This window comes from Emticicia sp. BO119 (assembly GCF_013912375.1).
GTDB lineage: Bacteria > Bacteroidota > Bacteroidia > Cytophagales > Spirosomataceae > Emticicia.
Window position 1 is genome coordinate 1,076,112 of record NZ_JACETV010000002.1, and the last position, 20,471, is coordinate 1,096,582.

Below are 20,471 nucleotides of genomic sequence, written 5' to 3' on the forward strand. Positions count from 1 at the left end.
AGGTTTAGCCCGGAAACGGACAAAACCTTCAGGAGAATCAGTTACCAATTCAAGTTTATCAAATAATTTATGTTAAGACCATATTTAGGAAATATAGGGCATTTGTCCATTATTATTGCGTTTGTTGCTGCCTTAGTTTCTACATATGCCTATTGGCAAGCAAGTCGCCCGACGGCTCAGGTGTTGAAAGATGCAGCCACTGATTGGCTCAGATTTGCCCGTCGTGCGTTTTATGTACATACTTTGGCTGTTATTACAGTGTGTGCGTCATTATTAAGTATTATTTTTAATCATTATTTTGAATACCATTATGCCTGGGATAACTCTTCCTGGAGTTTACCCTTAGGCTATGCTATTTCTTGTTTCTGGCAAGACCAGGAGGGTAGTTTTTTGCTCTGGATGTTCTGGAACGTGATTGTTGGTGTACTATTGATTAACTCATCGCTGCGAAAAAATAAAAATTTAGAAGCACCAACGCTTACTGTATTTACATTGGTGCAGACATTCCTGGCTTCTATGATTTTAGGTGTAGTTATTTTTGGAGAATTTAAAGTAGGTAGTTCTCCATTCCTTACGCTGAGAGAATCGATGCCGGATATTCCTGTCTGGAAAACAAACCCGGATTTTATTCCAAAAGATGGAAATGGCCTGAATCCTTTGCTGCAAAACTACTGGATGGTAATTCACCCACCTACCACTTTTTTAGGTTTTGCACTCACTTTGGTGCCATTTGCCTTTTGTATGGCAGGTTTGTGGAGAAAACAATATACAGAATGGATAAAACCTGCCTTGCCCTGGACATTGGTAGCCGCCGTAATTTTAGGTACAGGTATTATGATGGGAGGCATCTGGGCTTATGAAACCCTCAACTTTGAGGGGTACTGGAACTGGGATCCTGTCGAAAATGCAGTATATGTTCCCTGGTTAGTTTTAGTAGCAAGTTTTCATACAATGCTATTGGCCAGAAAAAACAGTTCAGCTCTAAAATATACCATCATTTTAGTAATAGCTCAATATGTATTGATCCTTTACTCTACATTTCTGGCAAGAAGCGGAGTTTTGGGTAATGCTTCTGTACACTCATTTACTGACTTAGGTCTTTCTGGGCAGCTACTGCTCTATTTATTTACTTTCATTATTGCTTCAGCAGGTTTATCAATTGCCCGTTGGAAGCATTTGCCGAAAGACGAAAAAGAGATTTCAACCTTCTCACGTGAGTTCTGGATTTTTATGGGAGTATTGGTATTGAGCCTGGCAGCCTTTCAGATTATCGTTACTACTTCTATTCCGGTATATAACAAGATTGGTGAAGTGTTTGGAATAAAACTAAATATGGCTTTGCCTACTAATCAGGTAGAACACTATACTCGCTTTCAGATGTGGTTTTTCGTGGTAATAACAATTCTGACAGGTATTGCTCAGTTTTTCTGGTGGAATCGTGTAAAGAAAGAAAGCCTTTCAAAGTTATTAAACCCACTTATTATTACGCTTTTGGTTACTGCCTTGATTATCACTTTTGCTAAAGTAAATAACTGGCAGTACATCATCTTGCTGACTGCCTCTACTTTTAGTATTGTTGCCAATGCAAGTATCCTGACTGACATTCTGAAAGGTAAATTTAAAGTAGCCGGAGGAGCTATTACCCACATTGGAGTAGCTTTGATGTTAATCGGGATTATGTTTTCATCAGCCTATGAAAAAATCGTTTCCCTGAATTTTTCGGGAGCAGAAATATTTCAGGGCAACGATAAAGAAAACAAGGAGAATGCCTTGCTATGGCTGAACCGCCCTACCGAATTCAGTGATTTTTCCTTTACCTACAAGGGGCAGTTTGTAGATGTAAGAAAGGTACCGGGCTATATCGAAAAGAAATACATTATGCCGGTTCCGGGTAGCAGTTTTAAAGGTATTGCAAGAGCTGACGTTGTAGATGGAGATAAAACTTTCTATAAACGGGGTGATACTTTAGAATATGAAGCCGAAAATACTTACTATCAGGTAGCTTATACAGATAAAAACGGAAAGAGCTTTAATCTCTATCCACGTTTTCAGATTAATGAAAAAATGGGAAATGTGGCTTCGCCTGATATTAAGAAATTCTGGAATAAAGATATTTATACCCACGTGCGTTTCGTAACATTAGACGAAGACAGAGAGTGGAGTGTACCAGAACAGTTTACGGTTGCTGTTGGGGATACTTTCTTTGTAAATGACTATGTGGCAGTTTTAGAAAACGTAGAGGGAATAAGAGAAGTTGATGGCATGAAACTCAATGAGGGAGATGCTGCCGCCAGAGCTATTGTAAAAGTATTAGACAGAAATGTGGCTGTAACCATGCGCCCTGTGTTTGCTATCAGAAACCATGAAATATGGAGTAAGCCGGAAGTAAATACTGAAATGGGACTACGACTACAACTGACAAAGATTGACCCTGCCACTGGTAAATTCACTTTTGCAGCAAGTAGAGGACAACGGGAGTTTATTGTATTAAAGGCCCTGGAGAAACCGCATATTAATTTACTCTGGCTTGGATTTTTGTTGGTCATTACAGGCATTAGCCTTGCGGCTGTCAGGAGGTTTGTGATAGTCGGGGCGGAATAGATTTTTTATGCAGAGGCGTATTGCGATACGTCTCCAAAGGGCTATGTAATCCAATAAATCTATTTTGAAATGCGGTTTTAAACGAAAGAAAATCATTAAAATATAGACAGGGCAATGAGACGTATTACGATACGTCTCTAACATTTTTAGCCGTAATACAACCTACCTTTGCACAATAGCATTTAGTATTTATGACCTTTTTAGAAAATAGCTATCAGCGTTTTGAATCGAAAATTAATCTTTTCTTAGAGGCAAGCAATTGGCGATGGCGCGTGGTAGTGGTTTCGGGCATCTTAATGCTATTATCATTTTTTAACAACACTATGCCTTTTGATGATTTTAGGCTGTTTTACGAAGAAGCGATTGTGAAGAAAGATGAGTTTTTTCTATATAAAGTAACCAGAGACCGTGCTCAGAACTTAACCGAACACCGGGTTTATTTAGAAGGAGCGTCCAATAACCGTGTTTTTCGGCTTACCCTGCCAGTTATTATTAAAGTATTACATATCAGACATGTGAGCTTATTTGTTTATGGCTTGCAATTAATGTTAGGTGTTTTACTGTATTTCATGCTGACTTCGTTCCTGTTTGAGTTGCTTAATGATAAAATGGCGACGCTTTTGGCTATGATTTCGCTTGCCTGTATTTATTTCGGAAGTTCTTTTTTTATTGAAAACTGTGGCTATGGAGACTTCTACACCTTTTTCTTCCTGTTTTTAGGAATGTATTTCCGAAATCCGCTCGTTATTTTTGTTTCTGTATTTTTAGCTACCTGGTGTGATGAGCGTGCTGCGGTTGCCAGCGGATTGGTGTTCTTATGGTGGTGGATTGCACCAACAATAAAATATAACCGGAAAATAACTTTTATACCCAGCTGGCAGATGATAGCTATAGTATTTGGCGTTATTGCTTATGCAGCAATACGTTTGTATCTGATGAAATATGTGGGTATGTCGGCTACTTATAAAGAGGGGGAGTTTATGCAGATGATACAGGATAGCTGGCGTTCTTTTGGTTTTAAGTTTACCTGGGTATTAGAGGGTTTCTGGCTAATTATGCTTCTGGCTTTTGGTATTTTATATAGCACTAAAGATTATCTTAAATTAACAGCTATAGCAGGTGGAACCCTGACAATGCTTTTTTTAGGAATGACCACCTACGACTCTACCCGGAGCGGCTCTTATGTATTCCCAATGATTTTTTTAGGGATTATGGTTGTACGCGCCAGGCTGACTGACCGGCAACTCAGAATTGTGTTAGCAATTGTGGCTTTGATATGTTTTTTACACCCATTGGCAACCAAAACCAGAGGTGTAGGGTATTTTCTGATGTGATACGGAATACTATTTGAATCATATAATGCTTAGAATTCTTCTCTGTTTTTTTACTTTTCAGGCATTTGCACAAATCCCTACCAATACCTGGCAGACACACAACAACTATGTTAATCTGAAAGGGCTTGAAATAATAGAGAAAAAAATATATACATTCTCCGAAAATGGTTTTTTCTACTTCGATAAGACTAATAAGCAAGCTATTAAACTATCTAAAGCAGATGGTCTTTCAGAAGCCAATCTGGCGCAGATTCGCTATAGCCCGGATCTGAGAAAACTATTGATTGCCTATGAAACAGGAAATTTAGATTTAACAGAGATAGATTCAGACGGATCGATAGGTGATATTCAGAATATAAACTTCATTAAAAACACCAATACAATTCAGATTAACAAGCGCATTAATGCTATTGAATTTCAGGGTGATTTTGCCTATTTAGCCAGCGATTTTGGTTTGGTAGTGTTGGATACCAAAAAAGCCGAGATCAAAGAAACCTATCAGAATATAGGTAGTGGAGGCAAGACAGTAAGTCTGAAACAGATAGCTTTTGCAAGAGATAGTATTTTCATAAATACCCCCGATGGTATCCTGGGGGCAAAGTTTGCCGCCGATGTCAATCTCCAGTTTTTTGGTAACTGGAAATCTGTCATTGACATTGAGTTATTTAAACCGAAGCAATATCCGCAAGACCCTCTCATTAATACCCCACACGAAATAGAAACCGATAAAGAAGGCAAAGCCTGGATAGCTGATGAGACTAATGGATTGATTAGCAACTGGGAAGGTTCTTTTAAAAGCTACTCACCAAATGGCCCAAAAGGACAAATCAGTGAGCTTTTTTATCTGGAATCGAAGATATATACTATCGGAAGTACAGGAAATATTTTTAGTAATAATGAGTGGCAAAATATCTCTTTGAATCAGATTCCGGCATACTCAAAAGATGTGATAGATGAGTATGGTTTCAGGTGGCAGATTGTTTCTAATGGTGTACGGGTAACTGATGATGCTACCCGACAGACTCGCTTATATACCATAGGGAAAAATACAGGAAACCTACCAAGTACAATAGTTAATGCTATTGCTATAGATAAAGAAGGTACTATCTGGATTGGCACCAATGATGGCATTGCGGCAGTGATTCCGGCAAGAGATATTTTTATAAGGGCAGTAGATGCTTATACCCCTTTTAATAATCAGGGAAGGAGGATTTTATTGCAGGAAACCGTGAAAAAGATAGTAATTGACGGAGGTAACAGAAAATGGATTGGGACAAATAACGGGCTGAATCTGTTTGTACCTGCTGTAGATGAACTGATACAAAATTTTACTGAGACAAATAGCCCTTTGCCCACCAATGAAATAACAGACTTGAGCATTGATACAGCAAGCGGAGAACTTTTTGTATTGACACCCAAAGGATTACTTTCTTACCAGAGCGATGCCTCAGAGCCTAAAGAAGATTTTAGTGGTGTGAAAATATTCCCTAATCCCATTCGTCCGGGTTATCAGGGAGTTATGACCATTTCTGGCCTGAGAGATAATAGTGCAATTAAAATAACCGATGCTGCTGGTAGGTTAATTTATGAAACGAAATCTAATGGAGGTACGGCTTCCTGGAATTTGAATGATTCAACAGAAAGCCGCACTATCTCGGGTATTTATATGGTCTTTTGTATTGCCCAAGATGGCTCCGAAAGTTTAGTCGGTAAAGTAGCTGTGGTAAAATAGCTACTCTACTTTCTTGAGTGTTACATAAAAATTCTCATCTGATTTTATATCCTTCACATCTTTCTTTAAGGCTTTCCAGCCGGTAGTTGGATAAATAAAATCCATTTTCCCACCGTTGATAGAAACTTTCACAGGCATATTAAACCCATCAATACAATTGGTCCATTGATAAGATATTTTACCCTTTTCAATCTTATATTCTAATACCGGAATACGAATATCTCTCAGATACTGGTCAAATACCTTAGTGAAGTCCTTACCGCTATTTTCAGATATATAATCTTCAATCTGTTTGCTTACAACAGTCTGATGATAGAAAGTTTTATTTAATCCTCTTAATACCTGTCTCCAGCGCTCATCATCATTCACAATCTGGCGCATGGTATGCAGCATATTTCCACCTTTATAATACATATCGCCCGAGCCGCCATGATTCACATTGTATATACCAATAATAGGAGTTTTGTTCTGGATGTTCTTCCTGCAACCAATCACATAAGCAGCTCCAGCCTCTTTGCCATAATAGTATTCAGTAAATAGGTTTTCAGAGTAATTGGTAAAACTCTCATGAATCCACATATCGGCTATGTCTTTATACGTAATATTGTTGGCAAACCATTCATGCCCCGACTCATGCACAATAATGAAATCCCATTTTAACCCCCAGCCAGTACCAGATAAATCTCTGCCTAAATATCCATTCTGGTATTTGTTACCATAAGTAACCGAGCTTTGGTGTTCCATACCCAGATACGGCACGTCAACTAATTTATAGCCGTCTTCATAAAAAGGATAAGGACCAAACCAGTGTTCAAATGCTTTAAGCATCATAGGCACCTGCTTAAATTGTTCTTTGGCTTTATCCAGATTTTCAGGCAGTACATAATAATCAAGCGTGAGTTTTCCTTTTTCACCATCATAAATCTCATTAAAATGCTCGTAGTTGCCTACATTCATATTGATACCATAATTGTTGATAGGATTTTTTACAAACCACTCAAACGTTTTGGTGCCATTATCATTATCAATTACTTTACGCAATCGTCCGTTTGAAATATCTTTCAGTTTTTCAGGTACGGTTATGCTTATGAGCATACTGTCGCACTCATCATACATATGGTCTTTGCAAGGCCACCAGGCGCTTGCACCTAAACCCTGACACGAAGTAGCCACATAATCATTGCCTTCCTTATCTTTTACCCATTGCACACCCCCATCCCAGGGTGGACGCTTTGCCACAATAGGATTCCCCGAATAATGTACCACAATAGATTCGTTTTTGCCTTTCTCCTGTGTTTTCTTCAGGGTAATCATATAAGCATTTTTGCCATCTAATTTATAAGAAAGCTCCTCCCCGTCTTGTGTTACTTTATCGACTTTGAGCGGTGGTTGCAGGTCTATCTGAATCACCTGATAAGGTTTGAGTACTTCATAAAATACAGTAGTGCTACCCGACAGGAATCTTTCGGGTGGATTTACCTTGGTACGGAGTTCATAATATTTTAAATCCCACCAGCTTCTTTCGGGAGTGATGCTTCCACGAAGGGTATCATCCCGGCTGAATTCCGGAGTTTTTATTTGTCCGCAAGCAGCAAAAAATAGAAAGGTGTTGATAAAGAGTAGTGATGCTTTTAGCATTTTCATATATTAATAGATTTTGGTAGGCAAATTTAATCTAAATTCTTTAGTTTGATAAAAACACATCAACAATTTCAAAAATTGTATTCTGTATTAAAAACGGCAAATAAATTAGGTTTTCGAAAACTGTTTTCAGATTAAAATTGTACTAATTTAAGAAAGAGGATTTCATTCTATGCGTATAAAATGAGAAGCTTTATTCGTTTCTCACAGATTAATCAAACATGAAGCAAACCAAAGACCCTTATGCTGCGCTCCGGTATCCCGAATTCAGGTATTTCGTTACCGCACAATTCTTATTTACCATAGCAATTTTAATACAGGAAGTAGTAATTAGTTACTATCTATACGAAATCACACATGACCCTCTTTCATTAGGCTTAATCGGGCTTTTTGAAGCAATTCCTTATATTTCATTAGCTTTATTCGGCGGGTATTTTGCCGACCGCAAAGAGAAAAAAACTATTATTCAGCTTTGTTACGGCATCATCATTATGTGTTCACTGCTCTTGCTTTGGGTAACGCATCCGTCAACAGAGCATGGTTTCAGTATCTTACAGCAAAAAAACTTTATTTACCTGACCGTCTTCTTTTTGGGAGTAGCCCGGGGGTTTTATGGCCCGGCATGGTCTTCATTAAAACCTTTTTTAGTATCAGCAGAACATTATTCCAATTCGGCCTCGTGGGGCAGCCAGTTCTGGCAGATAGGGTCTATTCTTGGCCCTGCTTCAGCCGGATTCCTCTACAGTTGGTTAGGGCTTACTAATACCCTTATTTTAGTAATCATATTTTTTCTGTTTGCCTTCGTCTTTGTTTCCCGGATTTCAAAAAAAGGCATTCAGAATATCGAAAAACAAGCTGACGTTTTTAGTAGCTTAAAAGAAGGAATCAGGTTTGTAACAGGCAACAGAATACTGTTTTACGCTATTCTGTTAGATATGTTCTCGGTATTGTTTGGTGGGGTAGTGGCTATTTTACCAGTTTTTGCCAAAGATATTTTAAAAGTAGGAGCAGAGGGCTTAGGTATTATGCGGGCCGCTCCTGGCCTGGGAGCTGTATTAACGATGCTGGGTACTGCCTATTTTCCACCCACGCGTCAGGCATGGCGCAATATGCTGATTGCTGTTACAGGTTTTGGGTTGGCAACACTGGTTTTTGCTTTTTCTACGAGTTTCTGGTTATCAGTAGCAGCATTATTCCTGACAGGAGCTTTTGATAGTGTGAGTGTAGTAATCAGACAGACTATCTTACAGGTATTACCGCCCGACGATATGCGAGGTAGAGTAAATTCTGTCAGTGGTATTTTTGTCAGCTGTTCTAACGAACTCGGCGCCTTTGAGTCGGGGGTATTAACCAAATTTATAGGAGCTATCCCAACAGTTATCTTTGGGGGTGTAATGACTCTGGTAATAGCAGGAACGCTTTTTATAAGGTCAAAAGAACTCTTTGATTTTAAATTAGAAAAGGCCTTAAAGTAGTACTAATAATAAAGGTCTTTTCTATCAGAAAAGACCTTTATTATTATATCATTGAGAAAAGTGGTTTCTTAATATATCGGCGCAACAGAAATGTTTTATCTGCTAATTTCTAATACTTCAACTTCTACCAAACCGGCAGGAGCTTGTATCTGAGCTGTTTCACCTACTTTTTTTCCAAATAAGCCTTTGCCAAATGGAGAATTGACAGATATTTTACCTTGTTTTAAATCAGCTTCTTCTTCCGAAACCAAAGTATAAACCATCATTGCACCGTTTTTCTTACTTTTAATCTTTACTTTAGATAATAAAGAAACTTTAGATGTATCAATAGTTGATTCATCAAGGATACGGGCATTAGCTACCAGTTCTTCTAATTTAGAAATCTCCATTTCCATCAGGCCTTGTGCATCTTTAGCAGCGTCATATTCGGCGTTCTCCGATAAGTCGCCTTTATCACGAGCTTCTGCAATCTGGCGGGCAATATCAGCCCTGCCTTTACCTTTTAGGTCATGAAGCTTATTTTTCAGGTTATTGTAACCTTCCTCTGTGTAGTACTGAAGTTTTGACATATCTCTTATAAATTTAAAAACCCCTTTCTTCTGAGGGGCGGACAAAAAAAGAACGGCGACAATTCGACCGTTCCTGATAAAATTTTAAATTTTATCACAGAAACTACCTGAATTTTACTCGAAAAAATACTTTATTTGCTCGATTTTGTTTCATTTGTGCAATTTAGATAACAAAGGTACAAAGATTTTTTTTAAATCAAGTATTTTTGAGACCACATAATTATATAACGATTAAAAGATGAAAATAGTTTTTATGGGGACACCCGATTTTGCTGTAGCAAGTTTACGTAAGTTGGTAGACAACGGGTGTGAGGTAGTAGCGGTAGTAACGGCACCGGATAAACCCTCTGGCAGAGGGTTACATATGAACCAGACGCCCGTTAAGCAATATGCTGTTTCTAAGGGAATTCCGGTGTTACAACCCGAAAAATTGAAGAACGCGGATTTTATTGAACAGCTAAAAACCTATCAGGCTGATTTGCAGGTGGTTGTGGCATTCAGAATGTTGCCGGAAGTGGTCTGGAATATGCCGCCAAAAGGTACTTTTAATCTGCATGGCTCGCTTTTACCTCAATACCGGGGTGCAGCACCTATTAACTGGGCCGTGATTAACGGAGATGTGGAAACGGGAGTGACAACATTTTTTATCAAACATGAGATTGACACAGGTAATATCATATTTGTAGACAAAGAACCAATTTACCTGCACGATAATGCGGGTACGGTGCATGACCGCTTGATGGAAAGAGGAGCAAATCTGGTATTGAAAACAGTTAAAGCTATTGAAGCAGGAGATTACCCGCAACTACCACAGGCAAATGATATTGAATTGAAACCTGCGCCAAAAATTTTTAAAGAAACCTGTGAAATTAACTGGAACCAACCCGCTGAGAAGGTTCATAATTTCATACGTGGACTTTCGCCATATCCGGCGGCCTGGACTACATTATCGGGTAAAATATGTAAGATATATCAATCTGAATTAACCGATATGGAGGGCAAAGATATAAAACCCGGAGAAATGGAAACAAACGGAAAGACTTTTTTAGCCTTTAAGTGCGCCGATAAACTCCTGAGAATAAAAGAGCTACAGATAGAAGGGAAAAAGAAAATGGGAGTAGAAGATTTTTTGAGGGGATTCAGGTTGTAGGCTAAAAAAAAGAATTGTCCTTTGGTTTACTCATAAACCAAAGGACGATTCTTTTCTTAATACATATCCAGCACAGTTGTGAAATCGGCTGAAACTTTCATCGTCTCATGCACAATCACATTGCATTTTTCATCAGCTTCATGTCTGGTACAAACTGTGCCTGTAATTTGTCCTTTCATGATAGTCTTTCCGTCAGCTTTATAGAGCTTTTCAATAATAATAGTACCCGATTCACTCTTATCTTCTCTGCAATGTTTGTATATGGAAGACCCCGCTTTTTTCTTTGATGGATGCACTGCCCCAACATAGGTATTTTTAATATTGAATGGAAATTTACCAACCTTTAAATTTTCACAGTAGACAGTCAGTGTATTTCCCAGATTGTCTTCAAAATTCATATACAATAAACCTGAACTGGCCGTAGCATGAATAGCAATGTTGGTTGGGTCTGAACCATCTACACTAAATGAGTTTTCGGTATTAATATACAAATTACTTACTAATAATAGTTTGGCTTTACCACCATGTGATAGTTCTACACTAATAGCAACCGGATTGTAAGCATCTGCTGGCTTTTTATTTGGTGCAGTATATAAAATAACCGCTTTATTTCCTTTATTGACAAATCCTAACAACCCTGAAGTTGCATCTTTAGGTGGTTGATTTGTACAATCTACGCCATTCAGGTAAAGTTTAGTAATGTCTGTTCGATCGGCTAATTTAGGCGCATTCAAAGGAATGAGTAGGGCCAAATCAGCAGGTGGGGTTTTGCTGTCTGTCCAGGGCCATTCAAAACCATTATCTAAAAATTCTACCTGTAATTCTTTTGTCTGTTTTATTTGTACTGTATCGTATTCAGGCAAGAGACGATAACGGGTAATCATAGACCACCAACTAAAATGTCTGATAGCCCCCGTAATAGTTTTCTGGCTGGTATTAACCGTTAAAGGTGCAGTCATTTGCCAGATTTTGGTTTGATCCTGGAAAGCCAATGCCATATTATCCAATGAAACGCCACTCATTTCCTTATCATTGTACTTGTAAGTAAAAGTAACAGGCTTGGCAAATTCACTGCCATCAGGACCAAATTCGTAGCCTGTACCTACACCACCCCAAGCTTTATTTTCTACGGGGCGTATCGTAATATTGGTTTCTTTGGTTAAGGCACCTGCCGGGAAAGCCAAGGTAAGCTTACCGTCAGGGGTAGAGATACTACCGCCTTGTGCGCCAATTATTTTTGAGGTAGTGGCTCCCAATGGTTTGCCAACTTCGGTTGCTGTTCCTTTTGAAGGTTGCTCGGGTTTAGGACTTTGCTGGTCAGTTTCACAAGATAATAATCCTGTGAGTGTGAGAAGTGTAATGGCGACAATTTGTAAAGTTTTCATAATTTTAAAGTAATAGCTTTTCATATAATTGAGTGATATCAAATAACATGATGCAAACTTAGTAGATGGAGAAAACTCCATAAATCAACTAACACATGAACTGTATAATAGCTCGCGGCAATTGCTAAAACCATGTGATGAATTGCAAAATCGGAAGATGAATAATGCGAGTCTATTGCAACAAAAAAGGAGAGCATTGCTCTCCTCAGATAAAATTTTAATTATTTTTATTTCCCCATCCAATCTTTAAAATCTGCCACTTTTTCCCGGCTGACAAGGGCTTGTTTGGCATGAGACGGGCGTAGCGTCAAAGCCAGGCGATTACCGAAATACGGTTCCATTTTCTCAACAGTTTTGTGCGTAAGTATCATCCCTCTGTTAATTCTGAAAAAACGGGTTGGATTCAATGTTTCGGCAATTTCGTCTAAAGTATAATCTACCAGAAATTTCTGGTTGTTGTGCGTGGTAAAGAAACTATATCGTTCATCGGTAAAGAAATAAGCAATTTCGCCTACTTCAATAGAAAGTAGCTTCTGATTTTGTTTGACTAAAAAACGCTCACGGTATTCAGGCGTAGCACTTAGCTTTAAATCTTCTAATAGCTTTTTAATACCACTTAGCGAATCTTGAGCAGGTTGTGTCGGTTTTGCCTTAAGTGCTTCATATTTATTAAGGCTTCTCTGTAAATCATCCCGATGAACTGGTTTTAATAAATAATCAATACTATTTACCTTAAATGCCTGCAAAGCATATTCATCGTATGAAGTAGTAAAAATAACCGTGCTTTTTACTTCTGTTCGGTTAAAAATCTCAAAACTCTGTCCGTCAGATAATTCTATATCCAGAAAAATCAGGTCAGGATCGCCATGCTGGCTGGCTCTGTTTTTCTCCAGCCAATCAACTGTATCTTCTATACTATCAGTTACGCCTACTACATGAATCTCAGAAGTGATTTCATTAATAATCTTCTTTAATCGGCGGACTGACAATGCTTCATCCTCTACAATCAATGCATTCATATCAACAGTTATTAGTTTAATTTTCTTTTATATCCTTACTATTTAGCTTATAGACTTTGCAATCAATGGCAAAGTGACTATAAAATAATCCGGCCCGTTTTCAATAACAGGTTCAGATACTACAAACTTATTTTGTGCCAACAGATTGTACTTGGCCTGAATATTAGCCAGGCCGATCCGTGTTGACTCCAGATTTTCCAGGCCTGATACATTTTTCTTTTGAAGGTTATTCCGTACCTGCAAGAAGCCGTCATTAGTACTGAAAATCTCCACAGTTAACGGTCGGCTTGACCTGATGATGTTATGTTTTACTGCATTTTCTACCAACAATTGTAGTGTAAGAGGGGGCAGCAGGTACGACAAATATTTTTCGTTGACACTAATAGTCAGATGCATACCTTCTCCATAGCGTGTCTTTAATAAATGGTAATAAGACTCAATAAATGAGAGTTCATTGTTTAATGAAGTCAGATGATTAACCTGGTCTTCGTCTACCGTTGACTGATTGGTTTGTAACAGATACCTGTACACCCTTGCCATCTGGTCAACAAATTCTTCCGCTTTTTCAGAATCTTCAGCAATAAGGGTTGAGAGTGAATTAAGGCTATTAAATAAAAAGTGCGGACTTATCTGCGCTTTCAGGCTTTGTAGTTGTCCTTGTATATTTTCTTTTAACAATTTTTCTTTATTAAACTCATGGTGTTTCCAGTGCCCTAATGAGTGGAACGTCTCTTGAATGACCATTGTCAGAACAATAGCCATCATATTAATCACATAGACTATAATGATAGATTTATAGCTGACAGTAGCACCAAACCACCTGAATTTAACATATAATGTAGCAATCAACAGCAGAAATAATCCTGACAAAACAGCATGAACAAATACAGATACAGCTACCCGCTGAATGGTCTGATTCAAGCTGGAATATCTATGAGCAATAATGGTATTGACTCGATTCTGAATCAAAAAAGTACAGGTCAATAAAAAACCATTCAGTATGGTAGCCCCAACAAATGTTCTGATGTCAGAAAAATAACCTGAGCCAATCAACAGATAACTGAAAAACATCAGAAACACAGGCATGGTCAGTGCATACGACCAGCTTGTTTTGGCTTCAGGTTTTTCATTTAAAGCATTGGCGAAAGGATTCTTCATCAGACTATTAATCAAAACATTTTATTTTTTCTTTACAAACAAAATAAGCAGGTCTTATGCTGATTCTATCCTCTGCTTTACATCAATCCTCATAAACCATGTATGAATTGAGGATTTATCCCGACCAATTGCTTAATTCTTTTTCTATAATTACCGGAAGGATCACCGTAAAATTGTTGTCTTGCTCAATTACCTCAACAGGCTCATTAGATAAAAAACTGTATTTAGCCACAAGATTAGATAGTAGGGCTTCCTGAGTATCTATACTTCTGATTTTTCTCTGCAGGTTATTTTGTACACTTATCCGTCTGTCAGGCAAAACATTAATTGTAATGATCAGAGGTTTACTGATTGTCATCATATTGTGCTTGATGGCATTATCGACCAGATTCTGCAAACTTAGTGGAGACAAAACAATACCTTTATAGAAATTTGGTTCAGGGAAGTTAAATTGTAAACCATCACCATAGCGAACTTTTAAAAGTCGGGCGTATGTTTCCAGAAACTCCAATTCGGTAGAAAGGCAGGCATACTCTACTTTGGCAGCCTGTAGCATATAGCGGTATATTCTGGAGAGGTCTTCTACAAATTGCTCGGCCATGTCTTTATCTTCGCCGATTAAAGATGAGAGGGTATTGAGGCTATTAAAAAGAAAATGCGGATTCACCTGCCCTTTCAGTGTATCAAACTGTTGTTGCAGCGCAATTCTTTCTAATTTTTCGCTTTCAGTCTGGTTCTGTTTCCACTTTTCGAAGGCGTAGAATAAGCCCAGCGCTGCGCAGAGGAAAAAATCGAAGAATACACCTAATATCATGATAGGCCATATTTTGTCCCAGACAAAACCTACTTTCAGATAAGGGAAGATGCTATATGCCCATACATCAAAAATAGCTAATAGCATGGTCATGCTACCAACCAGTATAAGCATTACCAACAGGCGGATTCCGTTTTGGCGGAAATGCGGGAAGCGCGCTATTACCCATCGAATGGCTATCGTAAGCACGACAATAGAAAACCAGTAGAGAACAAAAACAAGCTCGGTTCCAATCAGGAATGTCTTAAAATCAGCAAAGTAACTATCACCAATAAAGTAATAGTTACCTGCCACAAAAAAGATGGGCATCATTGTGAGGTGATACCACCATTCGTATTTTGAAAAAAATCGGGGCCTCATGAAATTTCAGTACAGTGCGTGTCAGGCAATTTTCAAAAATAAAAATTCTTTCACGAATGTTTGCATGCACCGTACCTTATGAGGCCATATTTATGTATGAATTGCTAAAAGTGATGTGCGATTTGTAAAAGTGTGGATATTTTATTGGTCTAAATTACTTGACCGCTACTAAAGTAAACTCCTGATCTGTTTCATCTACACTCTTGATTGATAATTTATTGCCTTTTACCGAGCCTACATTCTCTCCCTCATAAATTAAATTAATAATACCGCTACCTTGCGAAGCTATCACACCTGTTACCTTTCCTACCAGAAAATCTTCATTGGTAGTTTTCTGACGGATATTCAAATCTACATCTACTGTTGTTTCAGTAGCACGTGTAATCTTAACAGAGCCTTTAATGTTTGTCTGGGTAGCAGGGATGGTTTGTCCATCAATCACCACTTCGGTAAAGGCATAATTACCTTCGATTTGCGTAGCTAAATCCGGTGCCGGGTCTTTTTCTTTATTCTTATCGCAAGAAGTAAGAAATAAGCTTAGCATCATACAGATGCCTAAAACAGATTTTAATGAGTAACGTAAAGCTTTCATAACGTGTAAAAATAATTTTGTTTGAATAATTGATAAAGCAAATCAGTTTTCTGCTACACAGATTTCCTGTTCGCTCTGCAAAGATGATGGCTTAGACACCTGATCTGAAATGCTATCCTCACTGAAATGCAGGCTCTCTGGTGTGAAATGTAATTTTAGACGGATAAGTTGTAAATAAGAGATTATTGTCGATCTGTAATTAAATAAGAGCAGAAAGGACTCAAAATGCATTAATACTTTCTAAGAATTTAGAGAAATCTCCTTTGGGTATCAGCCGAAAATTTACCAGTTCATGTGACCATAACTACAATTAATAACCCGAATCCGGCAATTGAAACAGGCAACAATGGGAGCAGAAAAAGCACACCCATAGTTTTGCATCACAAACTGATAGCCAAAGAAAATTATTAATACTTCGATTTAAAGCATTTTATCAATTATGAAAAAGTTAAACACAATGAAACGCACATCAATTATTATCCCCCTTTCACTGGCTTTGTTCAGTGCTTTGATTTCCTGTAAAGAAACAGAAGAAACACCTGAACCGACCCCCGTCGTAAATCTGAAAGCCAATGCCGGAGCAGACCAGGATGTATTACCTATACAGGCAACAACGCTTGATGGCTCGGCCTCTACCGGAAACAATACCAAAACTTTTAGTTGGACAATCGTTAGCAAACCCAGCAATAGCAAACTGACACTGGCTCAACCTACGGCAGTAAAGCCAACTTTCACACCTGATATTGTTGGGTATTACGAATTTGAACTGACAGTAACGCAGGGCAACGAAAAAAGTCAGGACAGGGTTAGAGTTAAAGTTGAATACAAAGAGCCTATTACAATTGACAAACCTATCAATGAAAAAACACATCTGGCTGACCGTTTTATTGACCCTATGAAACCTGACTATCTGGTAACAAAGGATATTTCAGTAAATGCCGAACTAATTGTTGCTCCGGGTGTAACGATGGCATTTGACCGTGATAAAGCCTTAAGCATTGAAGAAAAAGGAATGATTGACGCCGTAGGATTGAGCGAAAATCGCATCAGATTTACCGGTATGCAATTGCAAAAAGGATATTGGGCAGGTATAAAACTGTATTCGCCAGGTGCAGCCAACAAGATGGCTTTCGTGAATGTAGAATATGGCGCAGGTAAAATTGCCTTTACAAATACCAAAGCAGGCCTGGCTATGTTCGGCAATAAAAAAGCACAGATAAGTTTATCCGATTGTCTTTTCGCTACGAACGATGGCTATGGTTTATATGTACAAACGGGTGCGGTACTCAAAGACTTTAAAAGAAACAGCTTTGAGAGACAATCGCAGGCGGGTATTCTGATTGATGCAATCAATGCTACCTATCTGGATGCAGATTCGAAATTTACGGGAGCCAATGAGCGTGATGTAGTGGAAGTAAGTTCATCTATAATCAAAGAAGGGACTAACGTAAGCTGGCCTGCTTTTAAGGACGAAACTAAATACAGAATATTAGGTAATATGGAAGTAGAAACAGGCTGGACACTAAAGCCGGGTGTAACGGTAGAGGTAGAAAGAGATGTGATGATTAGTGTGAATCGGAACGGCTACTTATCTGCGCAAGGAACAACAGACAAGAAAGTAGTGATAACAGGAGTCAGAAGAAATGAAGTGTACTGGAGAGGAATTATCATTTATTCAGTGAGTAATCAGAACGTGATTCAGCATGCAGAAATAAGCGGCGGGGGTAGTGCTGTCATTGTATCAGGCAGAAGAGCAAATGTAGTGGCTTATGGCAAAGGAGCTAAGTTAACTATCAAAAATACCAGATTGACCTATAGTGGGGGCTATGGTATCTTGTACACCTCTGATGCCGACGTAAACAGTGATGCAGCCACGACTAACACTTTTGCCAGCAACAATGCTGCTAATGTAGCCAAGTTTTAAATCAGTTTTTTGGCAGAGAGATAATTCTCTCTGCCTATTTACCTCAACATTTATAAAACCATGAAATCGATTATATATTTTTTGCTAATATCCTTAACAACAATGGCATGTACCATAGAGGCAGGTAATATACCTACGCCAGACGACACTGATTCACACCCGGGTAAAGTAGAGAAAGGGATAGTAAAAGGAAGGGTGACTGATAGCAATAACAAACCGATTGCCAATGCTAAAATTGTAGCCAATAGCCTCGATTATGCTGATGCACGCATTGGTTATACAGACGCAAATGGCAATTATAGCATCAAACTGCCAACAGGTATTGGTTCAGGTTCTTTTTATGTAAGAGGGAGTGTAAAAGTAAAATATAATGGACAAAACTATGATTTAGCACTTTTTACGGAAAACGACGGACAGTTTTCCCCCTATGATGGTGCTATTAAAAACCTTACTTTGAAATTGACAGGTAAACGTACAGGCAATTTTGGAGATGATGGTTTCTATGGTGGTACGATTGAAATACTACATGATTTCGATAATCTGGAAGTAGAGAACATAGAAGTAACCTTAGTGCCTGATGGACCATTGGTAGATGGTAGTGCCGGACACACCTTGGTAAGACGTGTAGCTGCTAATGATTACCATATTTATGATGTAGCTGTAGGTAAGTATAAAATTATGGCAAAAGACGTGAGTACAGGCAAAAAACTAAAGGTTAAAGTAAGATACGATGAGAAAGATTATAGCGACTCAACTACCGGAATTTTTATACCTCCTTATGAATTGGCTGAGCATTATGAACTGACATTATTAATCAAGTAGTAAAAGATATTTAGAAAATAGAAGTAGGTTTAGAATCAGTATTTACACACAACTTTTAATCAAAATTCCACAAAAGTATTCTTCATCCCGAGAATACTTTTTTTATAGCTGATATGTGCTTGCTTACTTATGAATTGGCTGAGCATTATGAACTGACATTATTAATCAAGTAGTAAAAGATATTTAGAAAATAGAAGTAGGTTTAGAATCAGGATTTATCACACAACTTTTAATCACAATCCCACGAAAGTATTCTTCATCCCGAGAATACTTTTTTTATAGCTGATATGTGCTTGCTTACTCACAAATTTTTCTATTTTTGCCCTATAACAATTACCTGAACGCTCATGACCAGACTTCGACAAGCTATCTTTTTTCTATTTACTTGTATTACTATCTCAGCTTTTGCCCAGAATACAGACAAAAAACCAGACGAAAAACCAGCGGTTCTGCCTCCTGTTCCGGCACCTATAGAAACCAAAGGGCAGGTAACTATTGGCGGGCAAACCATTAATTATACCACCCGCACTGGCTATATGGTATTAAAAGATGAAAGCGGTAAGGCCAAGGCCAATATCTTCTTTATTGCTTACACCAAAGATGGCGTAAGCGACTTATCAAAACGCCCGGTTACTTATACCTTTAATGGTGGTCCGGGTTCGGCTTCGGTTTGGTTGCATATGGGGTGTATCGGGCCAAAACGTATTCCAATGAGTGATAAAGGGGAAGCCTTAGCACCGCCATATTCTTATGTAAATAATGAGTACAGTTGGTTAGATAAAACAGATCTGGTATTTATTGACCCTGTAAACACAGGCTACAGCCGGGCTGTGCAAGGTGAAAACGAACGCCAGTTTTTAGGATATGTAGAAGATATCGAGTCAGTAGGGGAGTTTATCCGCCTGCATGCTACCAAGTATGGTCGTTGGGCATCTCCAAAATTTTTAGCAGGCGAAAGTTACGGTACCACCAGAGCAGCGGGTTTATCAGGCTATCTGCAAGATAAATACAATATGTATATCAATGGTATCTCCCTGATTTCTTCTATCCTGAATTTTCAGACAGCCTTGTTTGATAAAGGGAACGATTTACCTTATGAGCTATTCCTGCCTACTTATACGGCTATGGCATGGTATCATAAAAAGATAGCTCCTGAATATCAGGCAGATTTACAGAAGACTTTGCGAGAAGTTGAAAAATTTGTACTGAACGAATATTCAACCATATTAATGAAAGGAGATCAGGCCAGTGAAGCTGAACAAACGATGGTTACTGAGAAACTAAGCAAGTTTATGGGATTATCTAAAGATTTCATCAAACGTGCAAATAACCGGATTGAAATCAGTCGTTTTGTAAAAGAATTGTTGCGTGAAGACGGCAAAACAGCAGGCCGCTTAGACGGGCGTTTTACAGGTACTGACTATGACAACGCCGGAGAACGCTACGAGTTTGACCCAAGCCTTGATGCCACTATTTCTGGGCCTTATTCAGGTACAATTAACCAGTACTTACGTCAGGAATTAAAGTATGAAAATGATTTACCCTATCTGATTCTCACAGGTAGAGTTCAGCCGTGGAATTATAGTAATGTGCAGAATAAATACCTCAATGTGAGTGAAACCCTACGTCAGGCGATGTCGAAAAACCCTTATTTAAAAGTATGGGTAGCAGCAGGATACTATGATTTGGCCACACCTTATTTCGCAGCTGAATATACTTTCAACCACATGATGTTGCGCCCTGAACAAAAGAAAAATGTAAATTTTACTTATTTTGAGGCAGGGCACATGATGTATATTCATAAAGAATCGTTAATTAAATTGAAAAAGGATGCGGATAGGTTTTATGAATCTGCTTTAAAATAAAGAATTATTATTTGGTATTTAATCTTTAAA

At 38.4% G+C, this 20,471-nt stretch carries 15 protein-coding genes; 8 read left to right on the forward strand and 7 right to left on the reverse strand.

The genetic code is table 11. The features are described 5' to 3' along the window. Positions 1 to 69: 69 nt before the first annotated feature. From ccsA to H1R81_RS11280, 3 genes are all read left to right on the forward strand, one after another. Entirely contained in the window at positions 70 to 2,601 is a 2,532-nt protein-coding gene (gene ccsA / locus H1R81_RS11270; protein WP_181840806.1) for a cytochrome c biogenesis protein CcsA, read from the forward strand. 191 nt (positions 2,602 to 2,792) lie between these two features. Continuing rightward, positions 2,793 to 3,935 (forward strand): hypothetical protein, encoded by a 1,143-nt coding sequence (locus H1R81_RS11275; RefSeq protein WP_181840807.1) that lies wholly within the window; start codon positions 2,793 to 2,795, stop codon positions 3,933 to 3,935. 25 nt (positions 3,936 to 3,960) lie between these two features. Then, positions 3,961 to 5,667: a two-component regulator propeller domain-containing protein gene (locus H1R81_RS11280; protein ID WP_181840808.1), complete on the forward strand. Its 1,707-nt coding sequence runs from the start codon at positions 3,961 to 3,963 to the stop codon at positions 5,665 to 5,667. Here the strand turns inward: H1R81_RS11280 and H1R81_RS11285 are convergent, their stop codons facing one another. Beyond that, positions 5,668 to 7,311: a M1 family metallopeptidase gene (locus tag H1R81_RS11285; protein WP_181840809.1), complete on the reverse strand. Its 1,644-nt coding sequence runs from the start codon at positions 7,309 to 7,311 to the stop codon at positions 5,668 to 5,670. 218 nt (positions 7,312 to 7,529) lie between these two features. Here H1R81_RS11285 and H1R81_RS11290 point away from each other — a divergent pair, with 218 nt between their 5' ends. Further along, entirely contained in the window at positions 7,530 to 8,783 is a 1,254-nt protein-coding gene (locus H1R81_RS11290) for an MFS transporter (protein ID WP_181840810.1), read from the forward strand. A 95-nt stretch (positions 8,784 to 8,878) separates the two neighbouring features. Here the strand turns inward: H1R81_RS11290 and greA are convergent, their stop codons facing one another. Further along, entirely contained in the window at positions 8,879 to 9,352 is a 474-nt protein-coding gene (gene greA, locus H1R81_RS11295) for a transcription elongation factor GreA (protein WP_181840811.1), read from the reverse strand. A gap of 238 nt (positions 9,353 to 9,590) precedes the next feature. Here greA and fmt point away from each other — a divergent pair, with 238 nt between their 5' ends. After that, entirely contained in the window at positions 9,591 to 10,502 is a 912-nt protein-coding gene (fmt, locus tag H1R81_RS11300; protein ID WP_229251099.1) for a methionyl-tRNA formyltransferase, read from the forward strand. A 56-nt stretch (positions 10,503 to 10,558) separates the two neighbouring features. Here fmt and H1R81_RS11305 read toward each other — a convergent pair whose 3' ends face one another. The 5 genes from H1R81_RS11305 to H1R81_RS11325 form a co-directional block, all read right to left on the reverse strand. Next, positions 10,559 to 11,887, reverse strand: a complete 1,329-nt coding sequence (locus tag H1R81_RS11305) for a hypothetical protein (RefSeq protein WP_181840812.1) — start codon at positions 11,885 to 11,887, stop codon at positions 10,559 to 10,561. A 227-nt stretch (positions 11,888 to 12,114) separates the two neighbouring features. Further along, positions 12,115 to 12,906 carry a LytTR family DNA-binding domain-containing protein gene (locus tag H1R81_RS11310; RefSeq protein ID WP_181840813.1) on the reverse strand — a complete coding sequence of 264 codons (792 nt, stop codon included), beginning with the start codon at positions 12,904 to 12,906 and terminating at the stop codon, positions 12,115 to 12,117. A gap of 42 nt (positions 12,907 to 12,948) precedes the next feature. Next, entirely contained in the window at positions 12,949 to 14,064 is a 1,116-nt protein-coding gene (locus H1R81_RS11315) for a sensor histidine kinase (RefSeq protein WP_181840814.1), read from the reverse strand. 115 nt (positions 14,065 to 14,179) lie between these two features. Continuing rightward, positions 14,180 to 15,238, reverse strand: a complete 1,059-nt coding sequence (locus H1R81_RS11320) for a sensor histidine kinase (protein ID WP_229251101.1) — start codon at positions 15,236 to 15,238, stop codon at positions 14,180 to 14,182. A gap of 154 nt (positions 15,239 to 15,392) precedes the next feature. Further along, the gene (locus H1R81_RS11325) at positions 15,393 to 15,830 is read right to left on the reverse strand and encodes a hypothetical protein (RefSeq protein WP_181840815.1); all 438 of its coding nucleotides are present in this window, start codon (positions 15,828 to 15,830) and stop codon (positions 15,393 to 15,395) included. A 439-nt stretch (positions 15,831 to 16,269) separates the two neighbouring features. Between H1R81_RS11325 and H1R81_RS11330 the strand changes: the two genes are divergently transcribed. From H1R81_RS11330 to H1R81_RS11340, 3 genes are all read left to right on the forward strand, one after another. Next, complete coding sequence (locus H1R81_RS11330) at positions 16,270 to 17,754, forward strand: PKD domain-containing protein (protein WP_229251102.1); 1,485 nt, start codon at positions 16,270 to 16,272, stop codon at positions 17,752 to 17,754. A 60-nt stretch (positions 17,755 to 17,814) separates the two neighbouring features. Continuing rightward, entirely contained in the window at positions 17,815 to 18,576 is a 762-nt protein-coding gene (locus tag H1R81_RS11335; protein ID WP_181840816.1) for a carboxypeptidase-like regulatory domain-containing protein, read from the forward strand. Between the two features lie 347 nt (positions 18,577 to 18,923). After that, positions 18,924 to 20,441 carry a S10 family peptidase gene (locus H1R81_RS11340; RefSeq protein WP_181840817.1) on the forward strand — a complete coding sequence of 506 codons (1,518 nt, stop codon included), beginning with the start codon at positions 18,924 to 18,926 and terminating at the stop codon, positions 20,439 to 20,441. Positions 20,442 to 20,471: the final 30 nt, after the last annotated feature.

Coding starts and splice junctions, on each gene's coding strand:
- ccsA (WP_181840806.1), top strand. CDS start 70: ATGTTAAGACCATATTTAGGAAATATAGGGCATTTGTCCATTATTATT.
- H1R81_RS11275 (WP_181840807.1), top strand. CDS start 2,793: ATGACCTTTTTAGAAAATAGCTATCAGCGTTTTGAATCGAAAATTAAT.
- H1R81_RS11280 (WP_181840808.1), top strand. CDS start 3,961: ATGCTTAGAATTCTTCTCTGTTTTTTTACTTTTCAGGCATTTGCACAA.
- H1R81_RS11285 (WP_181840809.1), bottom strand. CDS start 7,311: ATGAAAATGCTAAAAGCATCACTACTCTTTATCAACACCTTTCTATTT.
- H1R81_RS11290 (WP_181840810.1), top strand. CDS start 7,530: ATGAAGCAAACCAAAGACCCTTATGCTGCGCTCCGGTATCCCGAATTC.
- greA (WP_181840811.1), bottom strand. CDS start 9,352: ATGTCAAAACTTCAGTACTACACAGAGGAAGGTTACAATAACCTGAAA.
- fmt (WP_229251099.1), top strand. CDS start 9,591: ATGAAAATAGTTTTTATGGGGACACCCGATTTTGCTGTAGCAAGTTTA.
- H1R81_RS11305 (WP_181840812.1), bottom strand. CDS start 11,887: ATGAAAACTTTACAAATTGTCGCCATTACACTTCTCACACTCACAGGA.
- H1R81_RS11310 (WP_181840813.1), bottom strand. CDS start 12,906: ATGAATGCATTGATTGTAGAGGATGAAGCATTGTCAGTCCGCCGATTA.
- H1R81_RS11315 (WP_181840814.1), bottom strand. CDS start 14,064: ATGAAGAATCCTTTCGCCAATGCTTTAAATGAAAAACCTGAAGCCAAA.
- H1R81_RS11320 (WP_229251101.1), bottom strand. CDS start 15,238: ATGAGGCCCCGATTTTTTTCAAAATACGAATGGTGGTATCACCTCACA.
- H1R81_RS11325 (WP_181840815.1), bottom strand. CDS start 15,830: ATGAAAGCTTTACGTTACTCATTAAAATCTGTTTTAGGCATCTGTATG.
- H1R81_RS11330 (WP_229251102.1), top strand. CDS start 16,270: ATGAAAAAGTTAAACACAATGAAACGCACATCAATTATTATCCCCCTT.
- H1R81_RS11335 (WP_181840816.1), top strand. CDS start 17,815: ATGAAATCGATTATATATTTTTTGCTAATATCCTTAACAACAATGGCA.
- H1R81_RS11340 (WP_181840817.1), top strand. CDS start 18,924: ATGACCAGACTTCGACAAGCTATCTTTTTTCTATTTACTTGTATTACT.